The sequence below is a fragment of the Empedobacter sp. UBA7620 genome (assembly GCF_002484185.1).
Lineage (GTDB): Bacteria > Bacteroidota > Bacteroidia > Flavobacteriales > Weeksellaceae > Empedobacter > Empedobacter falsenii_C.
This window is the reverse complement of record NZ_DLJI01000031.1, coordinates 1-24,918: the sequence shown is the minus strand read 5'-3', so window position 1 is coordinate 24,918 and position 24,918 is coordinate 1. Positions and strand designations below refer to the sequence as shown.

22 protein-coding genes are annotated in these 24,918 nt (G+C 31.4%); 10 read left to right on the top strand and 12 right to left on the bottom strand.

Translation table 11 applies throughout. From position 1 onward, the window contains the following. Positions 1-29 precede the first annotated feature (29 nt). The 10 genes from abc-f to B2217_RS06535 all read left to right on the top strand — a co-directional run bounded on the left by abc-f (position 30) and on the right by B2217_RS06535 (position 12,240). A complete protein-coding gene (gene abc-f / locus B2217_RS06575; RefSeq protein WP_180904885.1) occupies positions 30-1,616 on the top strand; it encodes a ribosomal protection-like ABC-F family protein in 1,587 nt (528 codons plus the stop codon). 159 nt (positions 1,617-1,775) lie between these two features. After that, positions 1,776-3,110, top strand: a complete 1,335-nt coding sequence (locus B2217_RS06570; RefSeq protein WP_180904886.1) for a sigma-54-dependent transcriptional regulator — start codon at positions 1,776-1,778, stop codon at positions 3,108-3,110. A 367-nt stretch (positions 3,111-3,477) separates the two neighbouring features. Further along, positions 3,478-3,768 carry a DUF7674 family protein gene (locus B2217_RS06565; protein WP_114999274.1) on the top strand — a complete coding sequence of 97 codons (291 nt, stop codon included), beginning with the start codon at positions 3,478-3,480 and terminating at the stop codon, positions 3,766-3,768. 90 nt (positions 3,769-3,858) lie between these two features. Continuing rightward, positions 3,859-3,936, top strand: coding sequence for a K(+)-transporting ATPase subunit F (gene kdpF / locus B2217_RS16970; protein WP_084106879.1), 78 nt, complete (start codon positions 3,859-3,861; stop codon positions 3,934-3,936). 18 nt (positions 3,937-3,954) lie between these two features. Further along, positions 3,955-5,649 carry a potassium-transporting ATPase subunit KdpA gene (kdpA, locus tag B2217_RS06560; RefSeq protein ID WP_180904887.1) on the top strand — a complete coding sequence of 565 codons (1,695 nt, stop codon included), beginning with the start codon at positions 3,955-3,957 and terminating at the stop codon, positions 5,647-5,649. 3 nt (positions 5,650-5,652) lie between these two features. Next, on the top strand, positions 5,653-7,668 hold the full coding sequence (kdpB, locus tag B2217_RS06555) for a potassium-transporting ATPase subunit KdpB (RefSeq protein WP_291122221.1): 2,016 nt from the start codon (positions 5,653-5,655) through the stop codon (positions 7,666-7,668). A gap of 80 nt (positions 7,669-7,748) precedes the next feature. Continuing rightward, the gene (locus B2217_RS06550) at positions 7,749-8,315 is read left to right on the top strand and encodes a potassium-transporting ATPase subunit C (RefSeq protein WP_291122220.1); all 567 of its coding nucleotides are present in this window, start codon (positions 7,749-7,751) and stop codon (positions 8,313-8,315) included. Further along, a complete protein-coding gene (locus tag B2217_RS06545; RefSeq protein ID WP_291122219.1) occupies positions 8,315-9,388 on the top strand; it encodes a porin in 1,074 nt (357 codons plus the stop codon). The genes B2217_RS06550 and B2217_RS06545 overlap by 1 nt, the downstream gene beginning before the upstream one ends. Further along, the gene (locus B2217_RS06540; RefSeq protein ID WP_291122218.1) at positions 9,389-10,519 is read left to right on the top strand and encodes a sensor protein KdpD; all 1,131 of its coding nucleotides are present in this window, start codon (positions 9,389-9,391) and stop codon (positions 10,517-10,519) included. It abuts the gene before it with no gap. Next, entirely contained in the window at positions 10,516-12,240 is a 1,725-nt protein-coding gene (locus B2217_RS06535) for a HAMP domain-containing sensor histidine kinase (protein WP_291122217.1), read from the top strand. The genes B2217_RS06540 and B2217_RS06535 overlap by 4 nt, the downstream gene beginning before the upstream one ends. A 157-nt stretch (positions 12,241-12,397) precedes the next feature. Here B2217_RS06535 and B2217_RS06530 read toward each other — a convergent pair whose 3' ends face one another. From B2217_RS06530 to tssD, 12 genes are all read right to left on the bottom strand, one after another. Further along, on the bottom strand, positions 12,398-13,339 hold the full coding sequence (locus B2217_RS06530; RefSeq protein WP_180904893.1) for a hypothetical protein: 942 nt from the start codon (positions 13,337-13,339) through the stop codon (positions 12,398-12,400). Positions 13,340-13,344: 5 nt separating this feature from the next. Next, a complete protein-coding gene (locus tag B2217_RS06525; protein WP_180904894.1) occupies positions 13,345-14,148 on the bottom strand; it encodes a hypothetical protein in 804 nt (267 codons plus the stop codon). A gap of 10 nt (positions 14,149-14,158) precedes the next feature. Further along, positions 14,159-15,025, bottom strand: a complete 867-nt coding sequence (locus B2217_RS06520; RefSeq protein ID WP_180904895.1) for a C1q-like domain-containing protein — start codon at positions 15,023-15,025, stop codon at positions 14,159-14,161. Positions 15,026-15,182: 157 nt separating this feature from the next. Further along, the gene (locus B2217_RS06515) at positions 15,183-16,646 is read right to left on the bottom strand and encodes a helix-turn-helix domain-containing protein (protein WP_291122216.1); all 1,464 of its coding nucleotides are present in this window, start codon (positions 16,644-16,646) and stop codon (positions 15,183-15,185) included. Positions 16,647-17,389: 743 nt separating this feature from the next. After that, the gene (locus B2217_RS06510; RefSeq protein ID WP_180904897.1) at positions 17,390-17,917 is read right to left on the bottom strand and encodes a hypothetical protein; all 528 of its coding nucleotides are present in this window, start codon (positions 17,915-17,917) and stop codon (positions 17,390-17,392) included. Between the two features lie 196 nt (positions 17,918-18,113). Beyond that, entirely contained in the window at positions 18,114-18,737 is a 624-nt protein-coding gene (locus B2217_RS06505; RefSeq protein WP_180904898.1) for a hypothetical protein, read from the bottom strand. Between the two features lie 38 nt (positions 18,738-18,775). Next, positions 18,776-19,378, bottom strand: a complete 603-nt coding sequence (locus tag B2217_RS06500) for a hypothetical protein (RefSeq protein WP_180904899.1) — start codon at positions 19,376-19,378, stop codon at positions 18,776-18,778. Continuing rightward, positions 19,379-19,984 (bottom strand): hypothetical protein, encoded by a 606-nt coding sequence (locus tag B2217_RS06495; protein ID WP_180904900.1) that lies wholly within the window; start codon positions 19,982-19,984, stop codon positions 19,379-19,381. A gap of 3 nt (positions 19,985-19,987) precedes the next feature. Continuing rightward, the gene (locus tag B2217_RS06490; RefSeq protein WP_180904901.1) at positions 19,988-21,067 is read right to left on the bottom strand and encodes a DUF4280 domain-containing protein; all 1,080 of its coding nucleotides are present in this window, start codon (positions 21,065-21,067) and stop codon (positions 19,988-19,990) included. Then, complete coding sequence (locus B2217_RS06485) at positions 21,067-22,134, bottom strand: LysM peptidoglycan-binding domain-containing protein (protein WP_180904902.1); 1,068 nt, start codon at positions 22,132-22,134, stop codon at positions 21,067-21,069. Before B2217_RS06485 ends, B2217_RS06490 begins: the two co-directional genes overlap by 1 nt. 4 nt (positions 22,135-22,138) lie before the next feature. Beyond that, positions 22,139-24,289, bottom strand: coding sequence for a type VI secretion system Vgr family protein (locus B2217_RS06480; RefSeq protein WP_407932831.1), 2,151 nt, complete (start codon positions 24,287-24,289; stop codon positions 22,139-22,141). Positions 24,290-24,475: 186 nt separating this feature from the next. Further along, positions 24,476-24,883: a type VI secretion system tube protein TssD gene (gene tssD, locus B2217_RS06475; protein WP_180904904.1), complete on the bottom strand. Its 408-nt coding sequence runs from the start codon at positions 24,881-24,883 to the stop codon at positions 24,476-24,478. Positions 24,884-24,918: the final 35 nt, after the last annotated feature.

Below are 24,918 nucleotides of genomic sequence, written 5' to 3'. Positions count from 1 at the left end.
GTATTGTTTCACTTCTAAAGAAAGGAATTATGCTTACTTTACAAAATATTTCATATCAACATCCAAACAAGGATATACTGTTTAGCGACATTAATTTAACAGTACAAAATCAAGAAAAAATTGCTTTAATTGGTAATAACGGAGTAGGAAAATCTACTTTATTGAAAATTATCGCCAAAAAAAGTCAATCATCAAACGGAATAATAAACATTGAAACCGAACCTTATTATGTTCCACAAATTTTCGGACAATTCGATCAGTTAACAATAGCTCAAGTACTGAAAATTGAAGATAAATTAAGTGCATTGCACGAAATTTTAAACGGAAACACAAGTGAAGATAATTTCAATTCACTCGATGATGATTGGACAATCGAAGACCGTTGCAATGAAGCATTAAGTTATTGGCAACTCAATAATTTAGACTTATCCAAAAAAATGGAAACTCTAAGTGGTGGACAAAAAACAAAGGTTTTTTTAGCTGGAATTTCCATTCATCAGCCCGAATTAATTTTATTGGATGAACCTAGCAATCATCTCGATAATGTAAGCCGTCAACTTTTATACGATCTAGTTCTCGATACAAAAAGCACGTTAATCATCGTAAGCCATGACAGAAAACTTCTAAACCTTCTAAATAGTGTTTATGAGTTAAGTAAACACGGGATTAAAGTTTATGGTGGAAATTACGACTTTTATAAAGCTCAAAAACAGATTGAAAACAATGCCTTGAGTCAAGATATTCAAAGTAAAGAAAAAGCATTGCGAAAAGCCAAAGAGAAAGAACGAGATACTTTAGAACGGCAACAAAAATTGGATAATCGTGGAAAAAGTAAACAAGAAAAATCAGGTGTTGCTCGAATAATGATGAACACTTTGCGAAATAATGCCGAAAATAGTACATCAAAATTAAAAGGTGTTCATACAGAAAAAATTAATGGAATTTCTCAGGATTTACAAACGCTTCGCTCCTCTCTATCTCCTTTAGATAAAATGAAATTTGGTTTTGATCATTCTCACTTGCACAAAGGAAAAGTTTTACTTACTGCAACTAACATTAACTTTGGTTATAACGATAAACTGATTTGGGAAAATAACTTAAATTTTGAGATTATAAGTCGTGAACGCATTGCAATAAAAGGAAAAAACGGTTCAGGAAAAACTACGTTGATAAAGCTTATTTTAGGAAAGATAAAACCGCAAAAAGGAACAATTTATCGAGCAGAAAATAAATCCATTTACATTGACCAAGATTATTCGTTACTTAATAATAAACTAGAAGTTTACGAGCAAGCACAACAATTTAATACCTCAGCATTACAAGAACACGAAATCAAGATTCGTTTAAACCGATTTTTGTTTTCAAAAGATGATTGGGAGAAACCTTGCTTAACATTGAGTGGTGGTGAAAGAATGCGTTTATTACTTTGTTGTTTAACAATAAACAGCAAAGCTCCTGACATTATTATTTTGGACGAACCTACCAATAATTTAGATATTCAGAACATTGAAATTTTGACAAAAGCCATAAACGAATATCAAGGAACGCTAATCGTTGTATCACACGACGAAGCATTTTTGGAGCAAATAAAAATAGAGCGGACGATTGATTTATAAAAAAATAATCAACTTCCTTCCAATAGATTCAAAAGTTACTCAATCCTACATTTGATGCGTTTTTGAAATTTTTGAAAAAGTTGAAAGAAGAAAAAAATAATGAGTTTATAAAAGCTATATGCATAAAAACAATACCTTCGTTGTTCACAAGTAATAAAAATGCATTCAATTTTAATCATAGACGATGAAACAAAAATCAGAACACTCCTAGCTCGAATTCTCGAATTAGAAGGTTTTGAAATACATCAAGCAGAAGATTTAAAATCAGGGCTTAAGAAAATTAAAACACTTACTCCTGAAGTTATTTTATGTGATGTAAAATTACCTGATGGTAATGGTGTTGAGTTTGCAAAAGAAGTCAAAGAAAAATTTCCTTTGATAGAAATTATTCTGCTTACAGCTTATGGAAATATTCCTGATGGCGTTCAAGCTATTAAAAACGGAGCTTTTGATTATATTACAAAAGGGGATGATAACAATCGTATTTTACCCTTGTTGTATAGAGCTTTGGATCGTGTGAAATATAATAAAGAGAATGAAATTTCTCAAGAAACAACATCAACAAAATTAGACAGTAATTTATTATTGGGTAAATCTCCAATTTTTGAACAAGCTTTACAATTAGCTCAAAAAGTTGCACCAACAAATGCTACCGTTCTTTTAACCGGAGAAACAGGAACTGGAAAAGAAGTTTTTGCGACAGCCATACATCAATCAAGTTTGCGAAAAGACCAAAATTTTGTTGCTATTAACTGTTCTGCTTTTAGTAAAGACTTATTAGAAAGTGAATTATTTGGTCATAAAGCAGGTGCATTTACAGGCGCAATGAAAGATCAAAAAGGTTTGTTTGAAGAAGCTCATTTAGGAACTATTTTTTTAGATGAAATTGGCGAAATGGCCTTGGATTTACAAGCAAAATTATTGCGAGTTTTAGAATCGGGTGAGTTTATTAAAATCGGCGAAACAAAACCTACAAAAGTTGATGTACGAATTATTGCAGCCACTAACCGAAATTTGGAAAAGGAAATTGCAAACGGAACATTTCGCGAAGATTTATTTTATCGAATTTCTGTGTTCCATATCGAGTTACCTTCCTTACGTGAACGCGTTTCGGATATCGAACTAATCGTGAATCAGTTTATAAAACACTTCAATCAGTATTATCAAAAAAATATAAAATCTATCAATCAGGAAACTTTACTTTTTCTAAAAAAATATTCGTGGCCGGGAAATATTCGTGAATTAAAAAATACGATCGAACGTGCTATTATTTTGTCGGAAAATGAAGAACTTTCTACAAATGATTTTCCTTCATTTATTCAAACAAGCGAAATTGATCAGAACGAAAATTCATTAGAATTAGCTTTAATGGAAAAAAAACATATTCAGAAAGTTTTAAAATTTACAAAAGGAAACAAAACAAAAACGGCAGAATTATTAGGTATTGGCTTAACAACGCTTTATCGAAAAATAGCCGAATATGAACTGAATTAATTTAGAATACTGACCATTATATATTTTGATAATTTTATCAATAAAACCGTCAGTTCGAGTGAAATTCTGAAAAGAATTTTATATCGAGAAGTAAGATGGTTTTAGGTATATATTCGTCTAAGTTCTCGATACTATTTTCTTATTCTATCGAAACGAAAATAACTCGAACTGACGAATTTTTGTTCAAAATGAAAAACAGATATAAAATACTTTATCATAATGAAAATAAACCCTTCCATTTTGGAAGGGTTTTTTATTTGAGTAAAAAACCATAAAAACATAACGTATTGATTTTGTTTCGTCTAATTAATTCTAATTGCTTTGGCATTTTGATTGGCTTATGTAGAGAAATTTAAAAATCTACAAAATGAAAATGAAACAAACGATTTCATTAGATGAAGTCAAAGAACTTAAAAGTAAAGTACTGCAAAACATTTTAGATAATAATCCAGCACGTGTAAAACAGCTATGTTATAGTGTAGGAAAATTGTTTTCAAAAACAAATGATTTGGGTAAAACATACATCAATAATCTGTTTATACTACCCGTTACTTTGATGATTGAAGCGGATTTCAAAAACCGAAAACAGTTTTTGAATTTGTTTCCAATGAATTTGAAATCAGAATATGTTAAACAAATTTATCATTCAGGAATATGATAACAATTGTATTACTATTAGCTGGGATTTTATGTTTTGGAGTATTCTTCAAATCCATTGACTTTTTTGATAATATATAATTCATTCACCATGATTTTCTTATTACTCATCGCTATTGCTTTGTTTGTTTACTTAGTATATGTGCTATTAAAACCCGAAAAATTTTAAACTTAATTATTCGTAAAAATGAATTCAGAAATATTTGGCGTTATCGTACAATTTTTAGTTGCGATCGCTCTTTCCATTCCGTTAGGAAATTACATTGCAAAAGTGTATCTCAATAAACCAACTTTTTTAGACCGATTAATTTCCCCAATAGAAAAGTTGTTATTCAAAATATCAGGTATCAATTCAGAGGAGCAGATGAATTGGAAACAACATTTAAGTGCATTGTTAACGATTAATTTGATTTGGTTTGTCATTGGATTTATTCTATTAATGACACAAGGTTTGTTGCCTTTTAATCCAGATAAAAATCCAAGTATGAGCCCTGATTTGGCTTTCAATACGATTATTTCGTTTGTGGTGAATTGTAATTTACAACACTATTCAGGAGAAACAGGCGTAAGTTATTTAGCACAATTATGGCTGATGTTTTTACAATTTGTGAGTGCAGCAACTGGTATGGCAGCAGCAGTTACATTATTTGAAGCTTTTCGACAAAAAACAACGAAAACTTTAGGTAATTTTTATACCTATTTCATCAAATCTATTACGCGTATTTTATTGCCATTATGTGTAATTGTATCTTCAATCTTAATTTTTCAAGGAACTCTAATGACATTTGAAGGAAAAGATAAAATGATGACTTTAGAAGGAAATAAAGTGGAAGTTTCTCGAGGACCTGCAGCAGCTTTTATAGCCATAAAACATCTAGGAACAAATGGAGGCGGATTCTTTGGAACCAACTCTGCACACCCATTCGAAAACCCAACATATATAAGTAATATGACGGAAATGATTGCACAAATGCTAATTCCGTTGGCGATGTTATTTGCCTTTGGCGTTTATACAAATCGCAGAAAATTCGCTTGGATGATGTTTGGTGTAATGACTGTAGGCTTTCTATGTTTAACGATTCCGAATGTTTACATGGAATCGCAAGGAAATCCAATGATTGAAAAACTCGGTATTGATAATTCATTAGGTGCAATGGAAGGTAAAGAAGTTCGAATTGGTTCTGCCGCTTCAGGATTTTGGAGCATCGCAACAACCGTTATTTCTACAGGTTCAGTCAATTCTATGCACGATAGTACAATGCCATTATCTGGAATGAACGAATTGTTAGCTATGATGATCAACAGTGTTTATGGAGGTGTGGGAGTTGGTATTTTAAACTTCTTTGTATTTGTAATTTTAGCGGTATTTATTAGTGGATTGATGGTTGGTAGAACACCTGAAATTTTTGGAAAAAAAATAGAAGCCAAAGAAATGAAAATCGCCATGATGATTACCCTTTTACATCCATTCTTGATTTTAGTAGGAACAGCTTTGGCTGCTGGAATACCAAGTGAAACACTATCAACCTTAAACAACTCTTCGTATCATGGATTTAGTGAAATGTTATATGAATTTACTTCATCTGCTGCAAATAACGGTTCTGGTTTCGAAGGCTTAGGAGACAACACTCCATTTTGGAATATTGCAACTGGTTTTGTATTGATTTTAGGACGATTCTTACCTATAATTGGTCCTGTTGCAATTGCTGGATTATTAGCAAAAAAACATTTTGTCCCAGAAGGTTCAGGAACTTTAGCAACCGATACAGCAACTTTTGGAAGTATTGTTTTTGCCATCATCTTAATTGTTGCAGCCTTAGCATTTTTTCCAGCTTTAACCTTAGGTCCCATTGCAGATTATTTTTCAACTCCAAAATTTTAGAAAATGACACGAGAAAATAAAACCAATTTATTTGAAAAAACATTGGTACAAACAGCCTTCAAAGAAGCTTTCATCAAACTAAATCCAGCAACTTTATATAAAAACCCTGTCATGTTTGCTGTAGAAATTGGTACTGCAATTATGTTAGGAGTTTGTTTTTGGATTCTTTTAGGTGAAACATCTCAAGGTAGTTTTGGGTATAATTTTTCAATTTTCATCTTACTCCTTTTTACATTGTTATTTGCCAATTTTGCTGAAGCAATTGCCGAAGCAAGAGGAAAAGCTCAAGCCGACAGTTTACGTAAAACACGAGAAGAAACGCCTGCAAAATTAGAAAATGGTGAAACGATTTCATCCTCTGCTCTAATCAAAGATATGATGTTCATCTGTGAAGCTGGAGATATAATTCCAACCGATGGTGAAATTATAGAAGGTTTAGCAACGATCGACGAAAGTGCTATTACAGGAGAAAGTGCACCTGTAATTCGTGAAGCTGGTGGTGATAAAAGCTCGGTTACTGGAGGAACAAAAGTTCTTTCGGATCGAATTAAAGTCAAAGTTACGACACAACCAGGAGAAAGTTTTTTAGATAAAATGATTGCATTAGTTGAAGGTGCAAATCGTCAGAAATCACCAAATGAAATTGCTTTAACCATTTTATTAGCTGCTTTTACATTAGTATTTGTCATAGTTATGGTTACCCTAAAACCATTCGCTGATTATGCAAATGTTCCCATTACCATTGGCGCTTTAATCTCATTATTTGTATGTTTAATTCCAACCACTATTGGAGGTTTATTATCCGCAATCGGAATTGCTGGAATGGATAGAGCTTTGCGTGCAAATGTTATTACAAAAAGTGGAAAAGCAGTGGAAACAGCAGGCGATATAGATGTTTTATTATTGGATAAAACAGGAACCATTACAATCGGGAATCGTAAGGCGACGGCTTTATATCCTGCAATTGGAATAGAAATGGAAGCTTTAGAAAAAGCAGCAGTTCTTAGTTCGATGAGTGATGAAACTCCTGAAGGAAAATCAATTGTAGAATTAGTTCAAATAGATCCATTAAAATTTGCAATTCAACATCCTGTTTTTATCAATTTTAGTGCAGAAACACGTTGTTCAGGAATTGATTTTGATCAAACTCGCATTCGTAAAGGAGCTGTAGATGCTATCAAAAATTTGGTTGAAAATGCAAGAAATTCTTTTCCAAACGAAATTCAAATGAAAGCCAATGAAATTGCTCAAAATGGAGGAACGCCTTTAGTTGTTTCTCAAAATGAGCAAGTTTTAGGAGTAATTGAATTACAAGACATTATCAAACCTGGAATTCAAGAACGCTTTGCACGTTTACGTAAAATGGGAATCAAAACGGTTATGGTAACAGGTGATAATCCGATGACTGCAAAATTTATCGCGGAAAAAGCAGGTGTGGATGATTTTATTGCGGAAGCAAAACCGGAGGATAAAATGAATTACATCAAAAAAGAACAAACCGAAGGTCGTTTGGTTGCGATGATGGGCGATGGTACAAATGATGCACCTGCCTTAGCGCAAGCTAATGTTGGTGTAGCGATGAACAGTGGTACGCAAGCAGCAAAAGAAGCAGGAAATATGGTGGATTTAGATAATGATCCAACCAAATTAATTGAAGTTGTTGAAATCGGAAAACAATTATTAATGACACGCGGAACCTTAACAACCTTTAGTATTGCGAATGATGTAGCAAAATATTTTGCCATCATACCTGCTTTGTTCATTACAGCAATTCCAGCCTTACAAGGATTGAATATCATGAATTTACACAGTCCCGAAACAGCTATTTTATCGGCTGTTATTTTCAATGCGATTATTATTCCTTTCTTGATTCCATTAGCATTAAAAGGTGTTCCATACAAACCAATTGGAGCAAGTGCACTTTTGAGAAGAAATTTACTGATTTATGGAATTGGAGGAATAATCGTTCCATTTATCGGGATAAAACTAATCGACATCTTTATTTCCATATTCTTTTAATTATTGTAATGTGCTGTTTTGAAGGAGTTCAATATTCTATTAATAAATTCAAAAACAGCAATTTTAAAAACTAATACAAAATGAAACAAAATAGTATAAAAGCAAGTTTATTGACATTTAGCTTGATGTTCCTTTTAATGGTACTATATCCGTTAACTATGTGGGGAATTGCCCAACTTTCTCCAAATCAAGGAAAAGGTTTTTTAGTTGCCGATAAAAACAATCAGCACTATTACGAAAATATTGGACAATCGTTTTCAAAGGATCATTATTTCTGGGGACGACCATCTACTGTAAATTACAATGCAGCAGGTTCTGGAGCAAGTAACAAAGGTTCAAATAATGAAGAATATTTGCAAGAAGTTGAAAAACGCTTAAATGATTTTCTTCAAAAAAATCCAACGGTAAAAAAAGAAGATGTTCCTGTAGACTTAATTACGGCTAGTGGAAGTGGTTTAGATCCTAATATTTCAGTTCAAGGAGCAATTGTACAAGTTGATCGAATTGCAAAAGCACGAGGTTTAGATCCCGAAAAAGTAAAAGAATTGATTGATAACCAAATTGAAAAATCTTTATTAGGTAGTTTAGGTCCTGATAAAATCAATGCGTTAAAATTGAATATCGAATTGGATAAATTATCGAAATAATGAAAAAAACACTTGCTTTTGGTGCTTTTATTTTGGGTTTAAATGTTCAAGCTCAAAACGATTCTATTCAGAAATTAAAAATTTCTGGCTATGCAGAAGTTTATTATACCTACGATTTTAATCAACCAAAAAACAATCAGCTTCCTAATTATTTGTATTCATTTAATCGACACAATGAGGTGAATTTAAACTTCGGAACAATTCAATTGCAATATACTGATGAACGAGTTCGAGGAAATCTTGCTTTAATGGCAGGAACTTATACACAATCAAATCTTGCTGCAGAACCTGATGGTTTAAGAAATATTTACGAAGCAAATATCGGTGTCAAACTTTCAAAGAATAAAAACTTGTGGCTAGATGCAGGTATTATGCCTTCTCACATTGGATTTGAAAGTGCGATTGGTTCTAATGTAGCAACACTTACACGAAGTATTCAGGCAGAGAATTCACCTTATTTTTCAACTGGCATTAAGCTGAGTTATATTTCGCCTAATAACAAATGGGCAATGAGTTTGCATTATTTAAATGGTTGGCAACGTATCAAGCGTCTTGATGGTAATTCTACACCAGCTTTTGGACATCAAATTACTTACACACCAAATGAAAAATTTTCGATCAACAGCAGTTCGTTTATTGGTAGCGATACTCCTGATTCTTTGCGTCAAATGCGTTATTTCCATAATCTTTATGCTGTTTTTAAACCTATTAAAAAGCTTTCAATAACCGCAGGCTTTGATATTGGCGCACAACAAAAATCGAAAGGATCAGATAGTTATAATATTTGGTACAGTCCTATTTTAGTTGGGCAATATACATTTAATGAAAAATGGTCTGCAACTGCACGTGCCGAATATTATGCTGATGAAAAAGGTGTAATAATCTCAACGAATACACAAAATGGTTTCAAAACAGTTGGCTTTTCTTTGAATTTAGATCATTATTTTACAAATAATTTGATGTGGAGAACAGAAATTAGAAGTTTTTCGAGTAAAGATGATATCTATTTTCGAAATGATAAAAATGTATCAAATGAAACATTTTTCACAACTTCCTTAGCATTAAAATTATAAATGGAAAAAGAAACACAACATACAGCAGAAGACTTTCTTGCCTTGATTCGAAAATCGAAACGAGGCAAGTTTAAGGTCTATATTGGAATGTGCGCTGGCGTTGGAAAATCGTATCGAATGTTGCAAGAAGCGCACGAATTGCAAAAAAATAAAATCGATGTAAAAATTGGATATATCGAAACGCATAAACGTGTTGAAACAGAAAATCTTGTTGTAGGATTAACCATAATTCCACGAAAAATAATTTACTACAAAGGTAAATCTGTCGAAGAAATGGATTTGGAAGAAATTTTAAGACAAAGACCAGAAATTGTTATTGTAGATGAATTGGCACATTCGAATGTTTTTGGAAGCAAACATGCAAAACGTTGGCAAGATGTTATGGAAATTTTAGACGCTGGTATCAATGTTATTTCTGCTGTAAATATTCAACATTTAGAAAGTTTGAACAATAGTATTTCAGAAATTACAACAATTGATGTTTCGGAACGAATTCCTGACATAATTTTGGAACAAGCAGATGAAATTGTAAATATAGATTTAACTGCAGATGATTTAATTGAACGATTAAAAACAGGAAAAATTTATCCGAAAGATAAAATTCAAACGGCTTTAAACAACTTTTTTATTCCTTCAAATATTTTACAATTACGTGAATTGGCTTTAAAAGAAGTTGCTTCACATGTAGAAAAAAAGGTTGAAACTGAATATGTTTCGTCTGTTTATGCAAAACCTTCGCGTTTTCTGGCGTGTATTAGCACCAATGATAAAAATGCCAAAACTGTTATTCGAAAAACTGCTCGTTTAGCTGGATATTATAATTCACGTTGGTTTGTGTTGTATGTAGAAACGCCAAAAGAACATCCTAATAAAATTGCTTTAGATAAGCAACGTCATCTTATTAATAATTTAAAATTAGCAACCGAATTAGGTGCTGAAATTGTTAAGGTAAAAAATAAACAGGTCTCTACAGCTATCATTCAACAAATTGAATTGCGTAATATTACCACTGTTTGCTTGGGAAAACCAAAGTTAAATTTAATCCAAATTATTTTGGCTACGAATGTATTTAATCAATTACTAAAAAAACTATCTTCGTTACATGTTGATGTGATTATTTTATCAAAATGAGAATTAAAACTAAACTTCGCTTAGGATTAGGCTTGCTGTTTTTATTGATTGTATTATTGGCAGCTGTAGCAACTACGTCTATTTATTCATTGAAAAATGATACACAAAATATTTTGCATGATAATTACAACTCATTGATTTATGCAAAAAGTATGATGCGAAATTTAAATGATGCGGAAAACTTTAATTTCAAATCGTTTGAAAAGCAATTAGCAAATCAAGAATTAAACGCAACAGAACAAGGTGAAAAAGAATTGAATCAACAGATTCGAGATAAATTTGATGCTTATAAAGAAGGAAATCATTCTCCAGAACTATTAAAAGATGTTAGAATCTCACTTTTAGAAATGATGGAAATGAATATGCAAGCCATAGAAATTAAAAGTGAATTTGCAGAAAAAACCGCTAATCAAGCTATTTTATTAATCATTTTCACAGGTATCCCATGTATTTTTATAGCCTTTAATTCTTTGATTAAAATTCCGTCTAATATTGCAAATCCTATTCAGAAATTGACGAATAGTATCAAGGAAATTGCTTCGAATAATTACAAAGAGCGTGTGTATTTAGACAAAAAAGATGAGTTTGGAGATTTAGCACAATCTTTTAACACCATGGCTTCTAAATTAGAAGAATACAATGAAAGTCATTTAGCAACTATTCTAAAACAAAAAACAAGAATGGAAACGCTGATTAATAATATGCACGATGTTGTAATTGGTTTGGATGAACAAATGCAAGTAATTTTCGCAAATAATGAAGCTGTAAAAGTAACAGGATTGTCTGCTAAACAAATGGTAAATAAGGCAGGTAAAGATTTGGCTTTGCATAATGATTTGATTCGATTGCTATTACAAAATATCGAAACAGAAATTATAAAAGACGAAAAACCTTTGCAAATTGTAGTGGATGAAAAAGAACAATTTTTTACCAAAGAAATTTTTCACATCGAAATAATTCCAACAGGAGAAACGATAAAACAAGTTGTTGGACATGTGATCATTCTTAGAAACATTACCGAATTTAAAGAACTAGATGCAGCCAAAACACGATTTATTGCTACAGTTTCGCATGAATTTAAAACGCCTATTTCATCTATGGAAATGAGTTTGCAATTACTTCGAAATAAGCAAATAGGATTACTAAACGAAGAACAAAATGATTTGGTAACCAGTATTGACGATGATGTACATCGTTTATTGCGTATAACTAAAGAACTTCTCAACTTAACACAGATAGAAAGCGGTTCTATTCAAATGAATAAAACAGAAGTTTTCCCTATCGAAATTGTAGAAAATGCGGTTAAAGCCAATCAAACTTTAGCTGAACAAAAGCATTTAATCATAGAAACAAATATTCCAAATCACTTAGAATCTATACAAGTAGATCTTGAAAAAACAGCTTGGGTTTTATCAAATCTAATCTCAAATGCAATACATTATTCTCACGAAAATGCTCGAATTTGGATTACTATTGAACAAACAACAACCGAAACATCCTTCAAAGTTAAAGACGAAGGAATTGGGATTCCTACCGAATTTTTACCAAAAGTTTTCGATCGCTATTTTCGTGTACCAGGCACTCACAAAGAAGGTACAGGTTTGGGATTGGCTATTAGCAAAGAATTTATTGAAGCTCAAAAAGGAACGTTGGATGTATTTAGCGAATATGGTGTTGGAAGCGAATTCGTGATGAGATTATCACAAAAAGAATATTCATAAAATCTATTCGTTTGGTTTGAAAACAAAAAAGCTTGAACCAGTGTTCAAGCTTATAGCAAGCCAAGAGTTACTTCAACAGTAGACTTGATATTCTTTTACGTTTTTAAATAATTTATATTATTCTAGTCAAAGTTTTAAGGGCTAAGTTCTATAATACTTAGTTCTCTATAATAGTCATGTTATTATAATATGAATTTAAAGTAGCTCCACTTCCCGATGCTGTAGAATTGAATAACTTTTGTTGACCAGGATCTAAATCGATCCAAGCTTCAGGTCTAATTTTTTGTCCTGTTAGCATATAAAAACTCGCTGTGCAATTAGATGCAGCAGGTGCACTCCCCGCATCATTTGTATTATTTCTACTATCACTAGGGAAATTATTAGCACATTTAACTGCATTTATTTCCACATTATTAGAGTCCTTTAATCTCCAAATAGCTTCAATTTGGTTATTATCAATAGCAGCACTAGAACCATTCAAAGCCCTTATTCTTCCTGACTCTAAAGCAAATGTAAAAGTTGCTGTAAAAACTCCATCTCTTTTTGCTGTAAACTCTCCAGTAGCAGGATTAAAAGTTCCTCCACCATTGGAATTATTATACTTCTGAGTCCATGATGTTAGATAACAAGGAGTACGATGTGGCATACCGTTATAGGTTCCTGGACTTACACCTCCCTGTTCATAACACACCACTTCTTGCGAATTTTTAGTCGCGATAAATACTGATTTCTCAATTGGATTAATAATTACATCATTCCATTCTATTCCATTAGAATATTGTATTTTTTTAGATTCTGTGTTGTATCGAATCGCTCCTTCTTCTGCTTCTATTGCTGTTTGACTTGTATTTCCTAACCCTATAGCACTTTCTGTAGCTCCTCTAACATCCAATTTAACCTTAGGCAGGTTATTTCCTATCGCTATATTTCCTGTTATATTTTCTACTAAAAAATCATCTGTTGCACTTGAAATTGTGTTAACTGTATTTTTTAAAGGATCAATATGCAAAATTCCTTTTGGTTGTTCTACCCCTACTCCTATTTGTGCATTCGTATTTATAGAAAGAACGAAAAAAGAGGATGTTAAAAATATAATCATATTTTTCATAAGCCGTAAATTGTTAAGGTATTATAACTTGCATCATTAATTAAGTTTCGACTCCCGCCAAAAGTATGGAAAATGTTAGGTGATAATGTCTCATTTTTTTTCAGATAAAAAATACCTGTACAGTTTATAGAACTGATATTCGTTGCATTCCCAGTTGAGAATCCTGGATAAGAGTTTAAACATCTATATTCAGGAACACCTTGACTTGCATTAGATTTTAAATGTATTTCGATATAACTATTATTAGGAATAGCAGCAGATGACAAAGCTGCATTAAAACTTACTACATAAACTCCGTCTTTAGGAGCTGTAAAAATTCCAGTTACAGCATCCAAACTATTGGTTACATCCTCTTGTTTTGTCCAACTTTTTATTAAAACTTGTGTATTATTTGCTAAAGATTGATTAGAAGAGTTATTAGCGTATACCAAAGCATTTAATGATTTACCAGGAAGATTTATCCAATTTGTACCATCAGAAAGTTTTAAATTACCATTGTATTGCAAAGCACCTTCTTTTGCTTGAGTAGCCGTTTGTGTAGTAGAACCTATAGCTATCACATTATCTGTTAGCGTCTTACTTCTTAAATCAACTTTTGTTATAGGATTTATAGTTCCAACACCTAATTTACCTTCTGCTGTTACAACGACATCATCTTCGTAAATATTTTGAGTAGAACTATCATTATTCATTGAAGCGTCTATATGTAAAACTTGTTGAGGATTAGTTGTTCCCACTCCCACTTGCGCGAAAAGAGCTGTTGTAATCAGAAAGCTAAGAATTAAATAAATATTTTTCATATGCTATATTTTACTGCTCTACAATTGTCAAATTATTGAATCCAAAATTGGGCTTATTTACTACAGCATCCGAGCGAAGACCTCTCCCTCCACTCGTAGAGTTGTCAATCTTTTGTAGCAATTTTACAACTACCTTATCATTTTGTTTTAATTTCATACTACTTACGCAGCTTCCTCCAGCTTGAGCTCCTCTTGTTGATTTACCATATGTTTTTAAACATTTTACTTCAATTACATTAGTATTTTTCACAAACTGACTCTCAACCGAACTATTTGCCAAGAATGCATTCCCTTCTTGAACAAAATCATAAGCAAAACTAAAAGTATAAACGCCATCTCTAGGAGCAACAAACTCACCAGTTGTAGCATTAAAATTATTAGAAATATCATTTGTAATCTCCCAACCAGCGATTATAGTTGCAGTATTATAAGTAAACTTAATTGCTTTATCTGCAGTCCTAATTCTCGCCACTACAAACGATTTCTTTGGAACAGAATAAATATCCATCCATTGAATACCATCAGAAATTTGCAACTTTCCTCCAGAAGTATTAACATAACGAATAACTCCTGCTCCTACTGACTCTGCTGTTCTAGATGTAAAACCAATACCCAAAGCATTATTAGAGTTAGAAGTTGATCTTAGATCAAGTTTTGTAACAGGTGTTATCGTCCCTACTCCTATATTTCCATTCGTTGTTACTACAAAGTCATTATTGGCTTGTTCATTAGTAGGTGTACTAAAATTGTCTATCTTTCCATCCACATGAAATGCCCCTTTTACATCTTTTGTATTAATTCCTATCTGAGCGAATAAACTGAAAGTACTACCAAAAAAAAATAAAAGAAGTAATCTTTTTTTAAGGTCTTTGATCATTGGTTGATTTGGTTTTTAAATTGATCCTACAAAACTATGGTTAATTAATATAATGGTTTTGTCATTTCACATATTTTAAAAATTCAGAATTCTTTCAATATTTAAATTAAATATTCTTATTTTTAAAAACCTAAACAACTATAAATAAACACTCTAATTATTTATTCAGTTTTAAATATTCGGAAGGGTTCATTCCTGTTTTCTTTTGAAATGCCTTTATAAAAGTAGGATCAGATGAAAAACCAGCTAACTTAGATAAGTGACTTATTTTATAATTTAGAAAAGATTCTTCATTTTTCAACTTTTCGAGTAAATATTCAATTCTAAGTTCATTAATATAGTTTGAGAAACTCTTTCCGTATTCTTCTTTAATTGTACGTGAAAGATATTTTGTATTACATCCTATTTTATTAGACAAATGATATAAAGAAATATGTTGATCGATAAAGCCTTCTTCTTTTTCGAATTTCTTCAATTCTTCAATAATTTTATTTTTTGTTGAATCATTAATCGAAAACGAATCTTCTTTTTCAGTTAAATCAATAGAATTATCATCTGAAATTTTAGTTCTTCTTTTAGTATAAAACCAAATTATTGTTGAAACAGTTACAAGTAGAAAGGAGATTAAACCAATATAAAACAGTTTTTCATACTTTGTCAAACTATTTATTTTAGAATTTTTTTGTTGAACAACTGAACTTACAGCAGTTTTTGCTGACTTATCTATTTCATGAGTCAATTCCATAAACTCTTCGTTCACTTCATTTGCCTTCTTATAATCTCCTAACCCAGTATAAGCTTCAACCAATCTTTTTAGAATTTCTTGTTTCTTACTTAAAAAGTCTGTTGATTTACAATAATCCAATGCTTTTTCTAAGTAATTTATCGCTTTACTATACTCATGTTTTCTCAAAAAAATCAAACCTAAATCATGATATATTGCTGCATTCATATACTTATCAGAAGGATCTACTATAGATATAGCTTTTTTTGAGTAATTATATGCAGAATCGTACTTTTCCAATTTTGTATACATATAACTTACATTTGTATAAGCAGATGGCAAAACTTCTTTTTTCCTCTTTAATGACTTTAAACGTTCATAAGAATCGATAGATTTTTTAGCAACATTTAGTTTTTCTTCTAGATTTACAGTATCATCCATTAAAACAAGTTTTGAAGCAAACAGACTTCCTATTAAATCATTTGCTTCCTCATTATCTAGATGTTTTATTAATACCAACCCTTTATCTAAAGCAGAATCAGACTCACTTAACAATCCCATTTTCGCATACTGAGTCCCCAGAAGTCGCAATCCCATTGCTTCTCCTTCTATATAAGAAATATGCTCTGCTCTATTTATAGCTTCATTCGCGTAGAAGACACATGAATCGGCATTATTATTCAAATAATAGCCAAAACCTTTCAAATAATCTAGCTTTGTTACCAATTTTAAATCTTGCGAGGCTAATGCATTTAATTTTTCTTTTTCAATATTTTTAAAGAATTCATTAGGAGAAGTAGTTAATTCTGTTCGCAGTTTTTCATAAATATATTCAGATTTTTGAGCAGAAATTACAGAACAGAATAATACCATAAAAAAGTAAAGAGTCTTTTTCATATATAAGCTTTAGGTTTTTTATAAATATGTAATAGTAGAAAGATAACTTTAGTATTTCATAAAATATGCCAAAGGAACCTTCGTTTTCGATATTCAAAGTAACTCTAATTTATTTTTAATGAAAACAAATTTTGAATCACTTTTTCAGTAAACCTTTATGTAATAAATCTATTCTTTTAGTTGAATAGGTATTTTTTTGACTAAAAGGTAATCCATGCATCGATACACGAGCATCGAACAAATCATACGAAATGGATATACAACTGATACAGAATCAATATAGCAAAGATACACAACCGATACATAAAAAAATAATTTTAAGGCATACAACCTCCATTAACCAATTAGGTTCGTCATTCGTCACTCCTACTTAACTTGTTTCTCTAAAGGTTAATTTTACTACATTCTATGTTATTCTCATCATAATTGATAATCGTGAAATCATAACGTAGTTTTGTACAAGAAGTCATATAACGATAAATCTTAATTAAATATATAATATTAAAGATATTTCATTTTACTTCTAAAATAGTTTTTTTCATTCGTATTATTTTTAGCAATTAACCTTTAAATTTTAAATAAAAAAAACCGCCAATTGGCGGTTGAATATCTATTCCAAATCAATAATCTTTCCTACCGATTGTCTAATAAGATTTATATAGGATTTTTTTTAAGAGTAGAGTTTTGTTGCATGGTGCAAACAACTCAAGTATTTTTAGGTATATAAACTTTACTCATAAAGATTAATTTAATATTTTATAATAAATAAGATTATAAAGAGCATACATCATTCCACATAAAAAAATACATAAAAGAGAAAATATTAAATGTCCGTATTGTAGATAATTATCATGATTAGTTTTATGGGATATTATAAAATGTTTATTAAAAAACATTTCAATAGTTTGTTTTAAATCTTTATCAACATAGACAGCTAGATATTTTTTATCTATTGTTCTTATTCTTAACATTAATAACTCATTCAAAGGTAAAGAGAGATGATAGCTTTCTATATCTTTAAAATTGTAAGAAGTCTTATCCACCATGATATCATTTTCTCTAAACTCAATCCAAAAATGTTTTTTCTTCATTTGATTGAGTATATATCCATAAGTTGCTCCTACCACTGCCAGATATAAAAAGAATCTTAACTTTTCAAAAGCAGAACACACTAAAACAACAAGTGAAAATATTGGTAGATAAGCATACGTCATTTTAATCATTTGCTGATGATAATATGCTTTTCCTATACTTTGTTTTTGAACATTCATTTATAATTCTGCTTTTCTAAACGACTATTAAAAAATAAAATTTTCATAGATATTCTAATTTCTTTGGGTTCATTTATTATTATAGCTTTAAATGATACGCTAAATATTGTAGGTTATTTTTAAGAGTTTTATATAAATAAGATGTTTGTAAAACAACAATACTAGATCCTTAAAAACAATACCCAATTGTTTTCATTTATTCTTTTGGGAAAAGTTTCTTGAAATCTTCTTTGTCTATAAAATATTGAAGATATAACTTCACGTTTTCTTCGTAAACTTTTTTTAGATACGCTTCATCTGTATCTTTATTTTCTTTCCGCATTGATCGAAGAGCTGGATTAGCACTTCTGAAGTGTAAAATAGGCAAAGGCTTGTCTATCGTACCATAACTAGGGTCTTCATTTTGTATTTTATTATAGTAAAAAATAATATCTGGATAAACATTTTTATTTTTTTTTGAATTGCCAAAATCAAGTAATTCTTTATTTAAATAAGCACCTTCACTTATAACCAATGTTTGTACATATTTATTTAATTCTTTAGAAAAAAATATATACGAATCTCCTCTCAAGTATGACATATTACGATTACTAAAATAAGTTGTTTTACTAATTGTACTACCACCTAATCTTTCATCATCTCCATCATATTTACTTAAATATGGAATCGGTTCTTTCAATAATTTTTTTTCAGAATTATCAATATAATTTAGTATTTGAATTTCTTCTATATTTCGTGGTCTTAAAAAGATATAACTAATTAAGAAAAATACCAGCGGTGCACCAATAAGTAACCCTAAAAAATAGCCAATTGTTTTCATTTACTTGTTGGGAAAAATAGTTTATTTTTTTAGATGTCCTATTTAAAACGCTTTTTGAACTCTTCCTTAGGCATTACATACGTTAAATACTGCGTTACATTATAACGGTATTCTTCTTCGGTTGGGGATATTAATGTTGGTGCTTGTTTGTAAACACCATCTTCATCCAATTCGTCAATATCCATATTCATAATTAGCTTTTCGTTGGCGCCTTTATACCAAAAAACCAAAATAGGATTTTCCTTTGTGCCAAAAGTCTTATCATTGTATTGCAAAGGATCAACTTTTACAATAAGTTCTTTGTTGTCGATTTTATAGGTTTGTGCGTATGAAAATTTATCACCATAAGGATCAAAGCGCATTATTCTATAATATTTATGATTAATATTATCTAAAACTATTTCATCTTGACTATTCCCATAGAGTCCTTTAAAAAAAACTGTTCCTTTAAAATAACTAACATGAGTAAACTTACCTGAAAAATCTTTACTATCAACTCTAATTCTAATTTTCTTGGATTCTTTGATATATGTTTCAACAAAATCTTTACCTTTATTTTTACTTACGAAAAGTAAATTAATCAAAAAATTTAATAATAAGATAACAACAATTCCACCCAATATTTTTAATAGTGATTTCACTTAGTTTTTAAAACGTTTTTTGAATTCTTCCTTTGGCATTACATACGTTAAATATTGCGTTACATTATAACGGTATTCTTCTTCGGTTGGGGATAATTGTACATCTTTATTAATATAAAACCCATCACTATCTTTTTCATCCGTGCGTATATCTGTCATTAGCTTTTCGTTAGCACCTTCATACCAAAAAACTAAAATAGGATTTTCTTTGGTGCCAAAAGTCTTATCATTGTATTGCAAAGGATCAACTTTTACAATAAGTTCTTTGTTGTCGATTTTAGCAGATTGTGCTAAATAAAATTTATCACCATAAGGATCGAAACGTATTATCTTGAAATAACGCCCACTATAATCATCCTTAATTATTTTCCCAGAATAACCTCCATATAAACCCTTAAAAAAAGCTGTTCCTTTAAAATAACTATCCTGTGTATTTCTACCTGCAAAAAAAACTGGATTTACTTTTACTTTTAATTCTTTTGATAAACTTTTATATTGTTCAACATACTTTTCTCCTTTATTTTTACTAACAAAAAATAAGTTAATTAAAAAATTGAGTAGTAAAATTATAATAATTCCTCCTAATATTTTTAATAGTGTTTTCATATTTTAAACATCTAAAGCAATTACATTAATACCATTACTCTTATCAGATTCATTAAAGTCTTCTGCAACTCTTTTTGTTTCATCAGCCAATTTATTTTCTTTTTTATCGGCATAGGTACCAATGGCAATATTGGCTATAAAACCGGCTATTCCTTTGTAACCTTGGTATTTATCAGCTTTTAATCCACTATGCCCTATATAATTACGCAAAGCACCTGTTAAACTTTGCGATACATTACCTGTAGCTTCTCCTGCTGCATGTTGCACTGCACCACCCACTGCATTACCTACATTTTTATTGATAATGGTACCACCAACTTCGGTTGTAACACCTGCTGCAGAAAGACCTGCACCCGTTGTAGCAGTTACCCCGTCGGTTGCCATAGCAGAAGCCGTACTTGCAGTAGCTACATTTTCGCCACCCCAATCGGTGTCACCAAGCCACTCGCTCGGAAAATACATTACCCCAGATATTATCGCAGAAACACCAACTGCTACTGCACTTGTACCCGCTGTAACCCCGCCAATAAACCCCATTACAAATTGGCTGCCTGCTTGCCATAAATATTCTTTGGTATTGTTGTTTGTGATAAAATCTGCTGCTTTTTGTGCTATTACAGGATCCATGATAATTGTAATTTTACCTTTTTGCGGACAATCTAAAAAAGAACGATTAAGGAGAGCAAAATCTTGATTAAAACGAACTTTTTTATGAGATTCACTCCATTTTATGCTTAAAGTAGCATCACAATCGTGTGCCATTTTAAAGAGGGCAACACCTCCTGCAACAACACTTACTGCGCAAGCAGCAATAATAACCACTGCTGCGGCACCACCTGTAAGCACTATTGCTGCACCAAGGGCAATGCCTAATGCTAAGGTTTGTAACCCACCCCAAAGTTTTGCAGGCTTTTTACAGGCAAAAGATCCACCTAATTTATTATCGGACATGGTTAAGAAGGGCTGTGTTTTGGTGCTATACATAACGTTACTAGGTGTAGTAGTTTTTATCATCTGCGGTGCGCCATTGGTCATCATGGTACAAATTGCCATTGTATCTTGTGGTACATAAGATTCTGCCATTATGCTTCTATTTTGGTTAGTTTGTAGGTTATCATAATCTTTACATTATTTTTTATTTCTTCAATAATGGTAACATCAGACTTGGTAATCCATCTATCAACAAGGTCATAAGTTGAGTTTTCCCTACAACTTAGTTTAAATTCAGAGAATTTGTATTTTACGAGTGGTAAAAATTTTTCGGTATATATTTTCTTAAAAGAGTCTATATCGTATCCTCCATCTTGCATTTCGCTTACTTTACGAAGATTTATAGTTTCGGGGGTTTCGCCAATTATATCTTGTCTAAAATTTAACTGCACAGGCAAGCCTTCAAAAAGCTGAGAGTAGGCAGTTCTTTTAAAGTCATCTGTTAATTTCTTATTGGTTACTAAGTATTTGTCAAAAAATAAATCGAAAAACATTTTGGTATTTACCCATGATATTAGTTTTTCTTGATGATTAAAAATATCATCATAAATAGTAATAAAAGTTTTAAGATCATTACTTGAAGTGGGATTTCTTAAATAACTGTATTTAGAAGCTAGATTATTCTTATGTCTTTTCCATTTTTCTAAAACTTCGTTGTAATTTTTGATATATTTTATTTTACCAGAATGAGAATCTAAACCTGTCTCTAAATTACATGCTATAAGATCTATATCAGACATCAATTCTACAGCTTCATTCATTTGCTCAGGATAGGTTTCAATAATATTTTCTATCAACTCTACCTTTACTAAACTTTCTCCATTTTCTTGATACTTATTTACAAAAAACTCTCGTTTTGTGTCCGCATGATTCATCATAATATCACCTACATAAGTCATAACAGACTGCTCACATCTGTATCTTGCTTGATAATCGTGTGCAATCTGAACATTAGTATTAGATTCTGAAATATCTTCATTTATAAAATCATTTATCAAAATTAGCATAACATGAAACGGTATCTCATTTCCAATAATCTGTTGCGTAATCCCACAATGTTGATTATGAAAATTAACCAATTCTTCAACAGTAATATTGTGCTTTTCTGCTATTGATGCTAATGTATCGTCTTGTTGTATTTCGTATTCTATAATTTCCATTCTCTTAATTTATATCAACTTGACTTCCTGAAATTGTTGTAGATGTACTAAATAATGCTTTCGCTCCTTTTCCATTAATACTTACAAGATCAGTACCTTCTATAATAATTGCTTTTCCTTTTATTTTAATGATTCCATCTTTTGTTAATATAATGGAACTTTCACCTGATTTTAATAAAGTTGCGGTTTCACTCTTAACATAATAATATCCCGAACTACTTGCAAAAGTTGAAGTTCCTTTTTCTCCAACATTTTCAACACTATTTGTACCAATGTTAATTCTATTTGCACTTGTAATATTTATAGTTTGATTTCCACCTATATTATCAGTACAATCAGCACTTATTTCAGTCGTTAAATTTCCTGTTCCACTTAAAGTAACATGATTACCTGCTTTATCTTTAATTTCGATACCTGCTCCATCGTTTAGACAAATAATGTTACCACTTTTACTACTCAAACTTTTCACATTATTTCCTTGACCACCGCCGCCGCCAACTTTTCCATGGAACATACCACCCATTACGAAAGGACGATCAGGATGATGATGTTGAAAAGCAACCATTACTTGATCACCAACTTCTGGAATAGCCATAAAGCCACGGTTTGTTTTTACTTTATCACTTCCTCCAGCATCAGGTGTCATCACACGAATAAACTCTGATTTATCATAGCCATTTTGCCAATCAAATTGCACCTGTACACGTCCTTGATTTTTAGGATCAGTATTCGAAGTTACTTTCGCTACTTGAATTTCGGCTCTCGGCATCTTAAATTCTGGACGAGGTAAAAATCCTGTATCCGCAGCAATCGCCTCAAAAGTTCCGTTGTAATAACCACGTGCATCAACTTCGTGTGTCGTTTCGGTTATCATTAATTTAGTAAAATAAGAGGTTCTATTTGTATCTGTTTGACGCATTTCGATATCTGCAATACAACCTGGATATAAAAATGGAATCGTCGTGGTACCAGACGTCACAAAAACATCAACTGCCTTACTACCAGCTGTCCCTTTTTGAGAAGCACTAATATCTAAGAAAGTCGCTGCTTTGATTGGGGCAACACGTAGCGAGGGTGTTTTAAACGTTTGTTCTGAAATAGAGTAAGCTCGTTTTGCAATATCAGAAGTATGTCTAATTTGTGAAGTTCCTGTCGTTAATTTTTCATTTTTACTACTATTATAGCCATAAAATGAAGGATTAATATGTTGGGCACGCATATTCACTTTTATATCATTTACGCTACTTCCGTATGTTAAAGTAATTGGTTTCTGTTGAGGCGGAAGTTCTCCAAAATGTAAGACCTCTCCATCATAAAAAAACTGCTCACCATAAGCTTCTGCCATTCTCGCCAAATAATTATAATGGGTCTCTTCATATTGCGTAGAATAGGTAATACTCCCATATTTTGCTGCAATGCGGTAATCAAATTTACTTTTGCTTATCCCTTGTTTGATCACTTGATCTGCAATACTATTTAGACTGATTGAATCTGTTCCACCAAAACTTTGAGTGTGAGGAGCTGCATCTAGCAAAATTGTTGGGCTATAACCTGTTAACAGAATATTTCCTAAACTCCCTTGTTCTTGTACAAAACCAACTTCGGTAATGACACCAACAAAAACACGTTCTGGACTATCCTCAACTCCGCTGTATCTAAAAATTGCAGTTAATCTTTTTCCTAAAAATTTCTGTGCATTCTCCAAGCGGTAATTCTCTGCATCACCCAATACATCATGCGCTAATTCTAGCGAAAATTCATGGTGTTTTTTTGCACTTTGAACCAATTTGAAATGTTTGAAAAAATTGATTATTTCACCTTCAATCACCAAACTAAGCTTTACAACACGATTAATTCCCAGTATATCATGTTCAGGAATTGTTTTCGCATTGTATATTTTTGAAGTAGGTTGATTTCCCCATAAATCCTTGTCCACATACGTTTTCGCATTGGGAACAATCGGTTGATTCATGAACATTTTCGAATAATCTTGTGTTTTTTCAAACGATTGATTCAATTTTCCATCCGTTACTTTTGCAATTTTAGCATCAACTTGCGACGTTATTTTGTTGTCCAAAGCATTTATTGCATCATCTTTTAGTTTAGATGGATCAACAGATGGTTTATTTTTTGGAAGTTTATCATCTTGAAACATAGTAATAGAGTTTAGGTATTTAGCTTAAAATTATACAATTAAGGAATGAGAATGCATTAATTTTTTGTTAAAACATCTCATTTACAAACAAAAAACTCCTGATGCAGCCTTCGCATCGCACCAAGAGTTTCAAATTTTCATAAGTTGGTTGGTTAGTAAACTTATGCGATTTTCGATTGAAATAAATTATCGAGCTGAAGGCCAAACACCGTCGTAAGAAGCTGTTCCGTAATCGATTTTCTCTGCACTCACTACAAATGAAATTAACATATTGTTGTCGTTTAATGCATCAAAATTTAATTCGTGTTGAATAACGTAACCGTTTTCCCACTTCAAGTTGATTAAAACACCTTCTTCGTGTGCTTTATTAAACGTAATATCACCAACAGTTGGTTTATATTTTCCGTTTAATAAACTCTCCAAAATCGTAGAACTTTCAGTTGCTTCTACTGTTACTTTGATTAAAGCATTAGATGGATCAGAAGCTACACGTCCCGAAACATCAGTAGTTCTTGATACTTGATAATCTAATTTGATGATTTTTTGATCCTCACCACCGTTGAATTTTAAGACTCCTCTTGAATTGTTAGCCATAGTTGTAAATTTTAAGATTGATTTATTTTAATTTT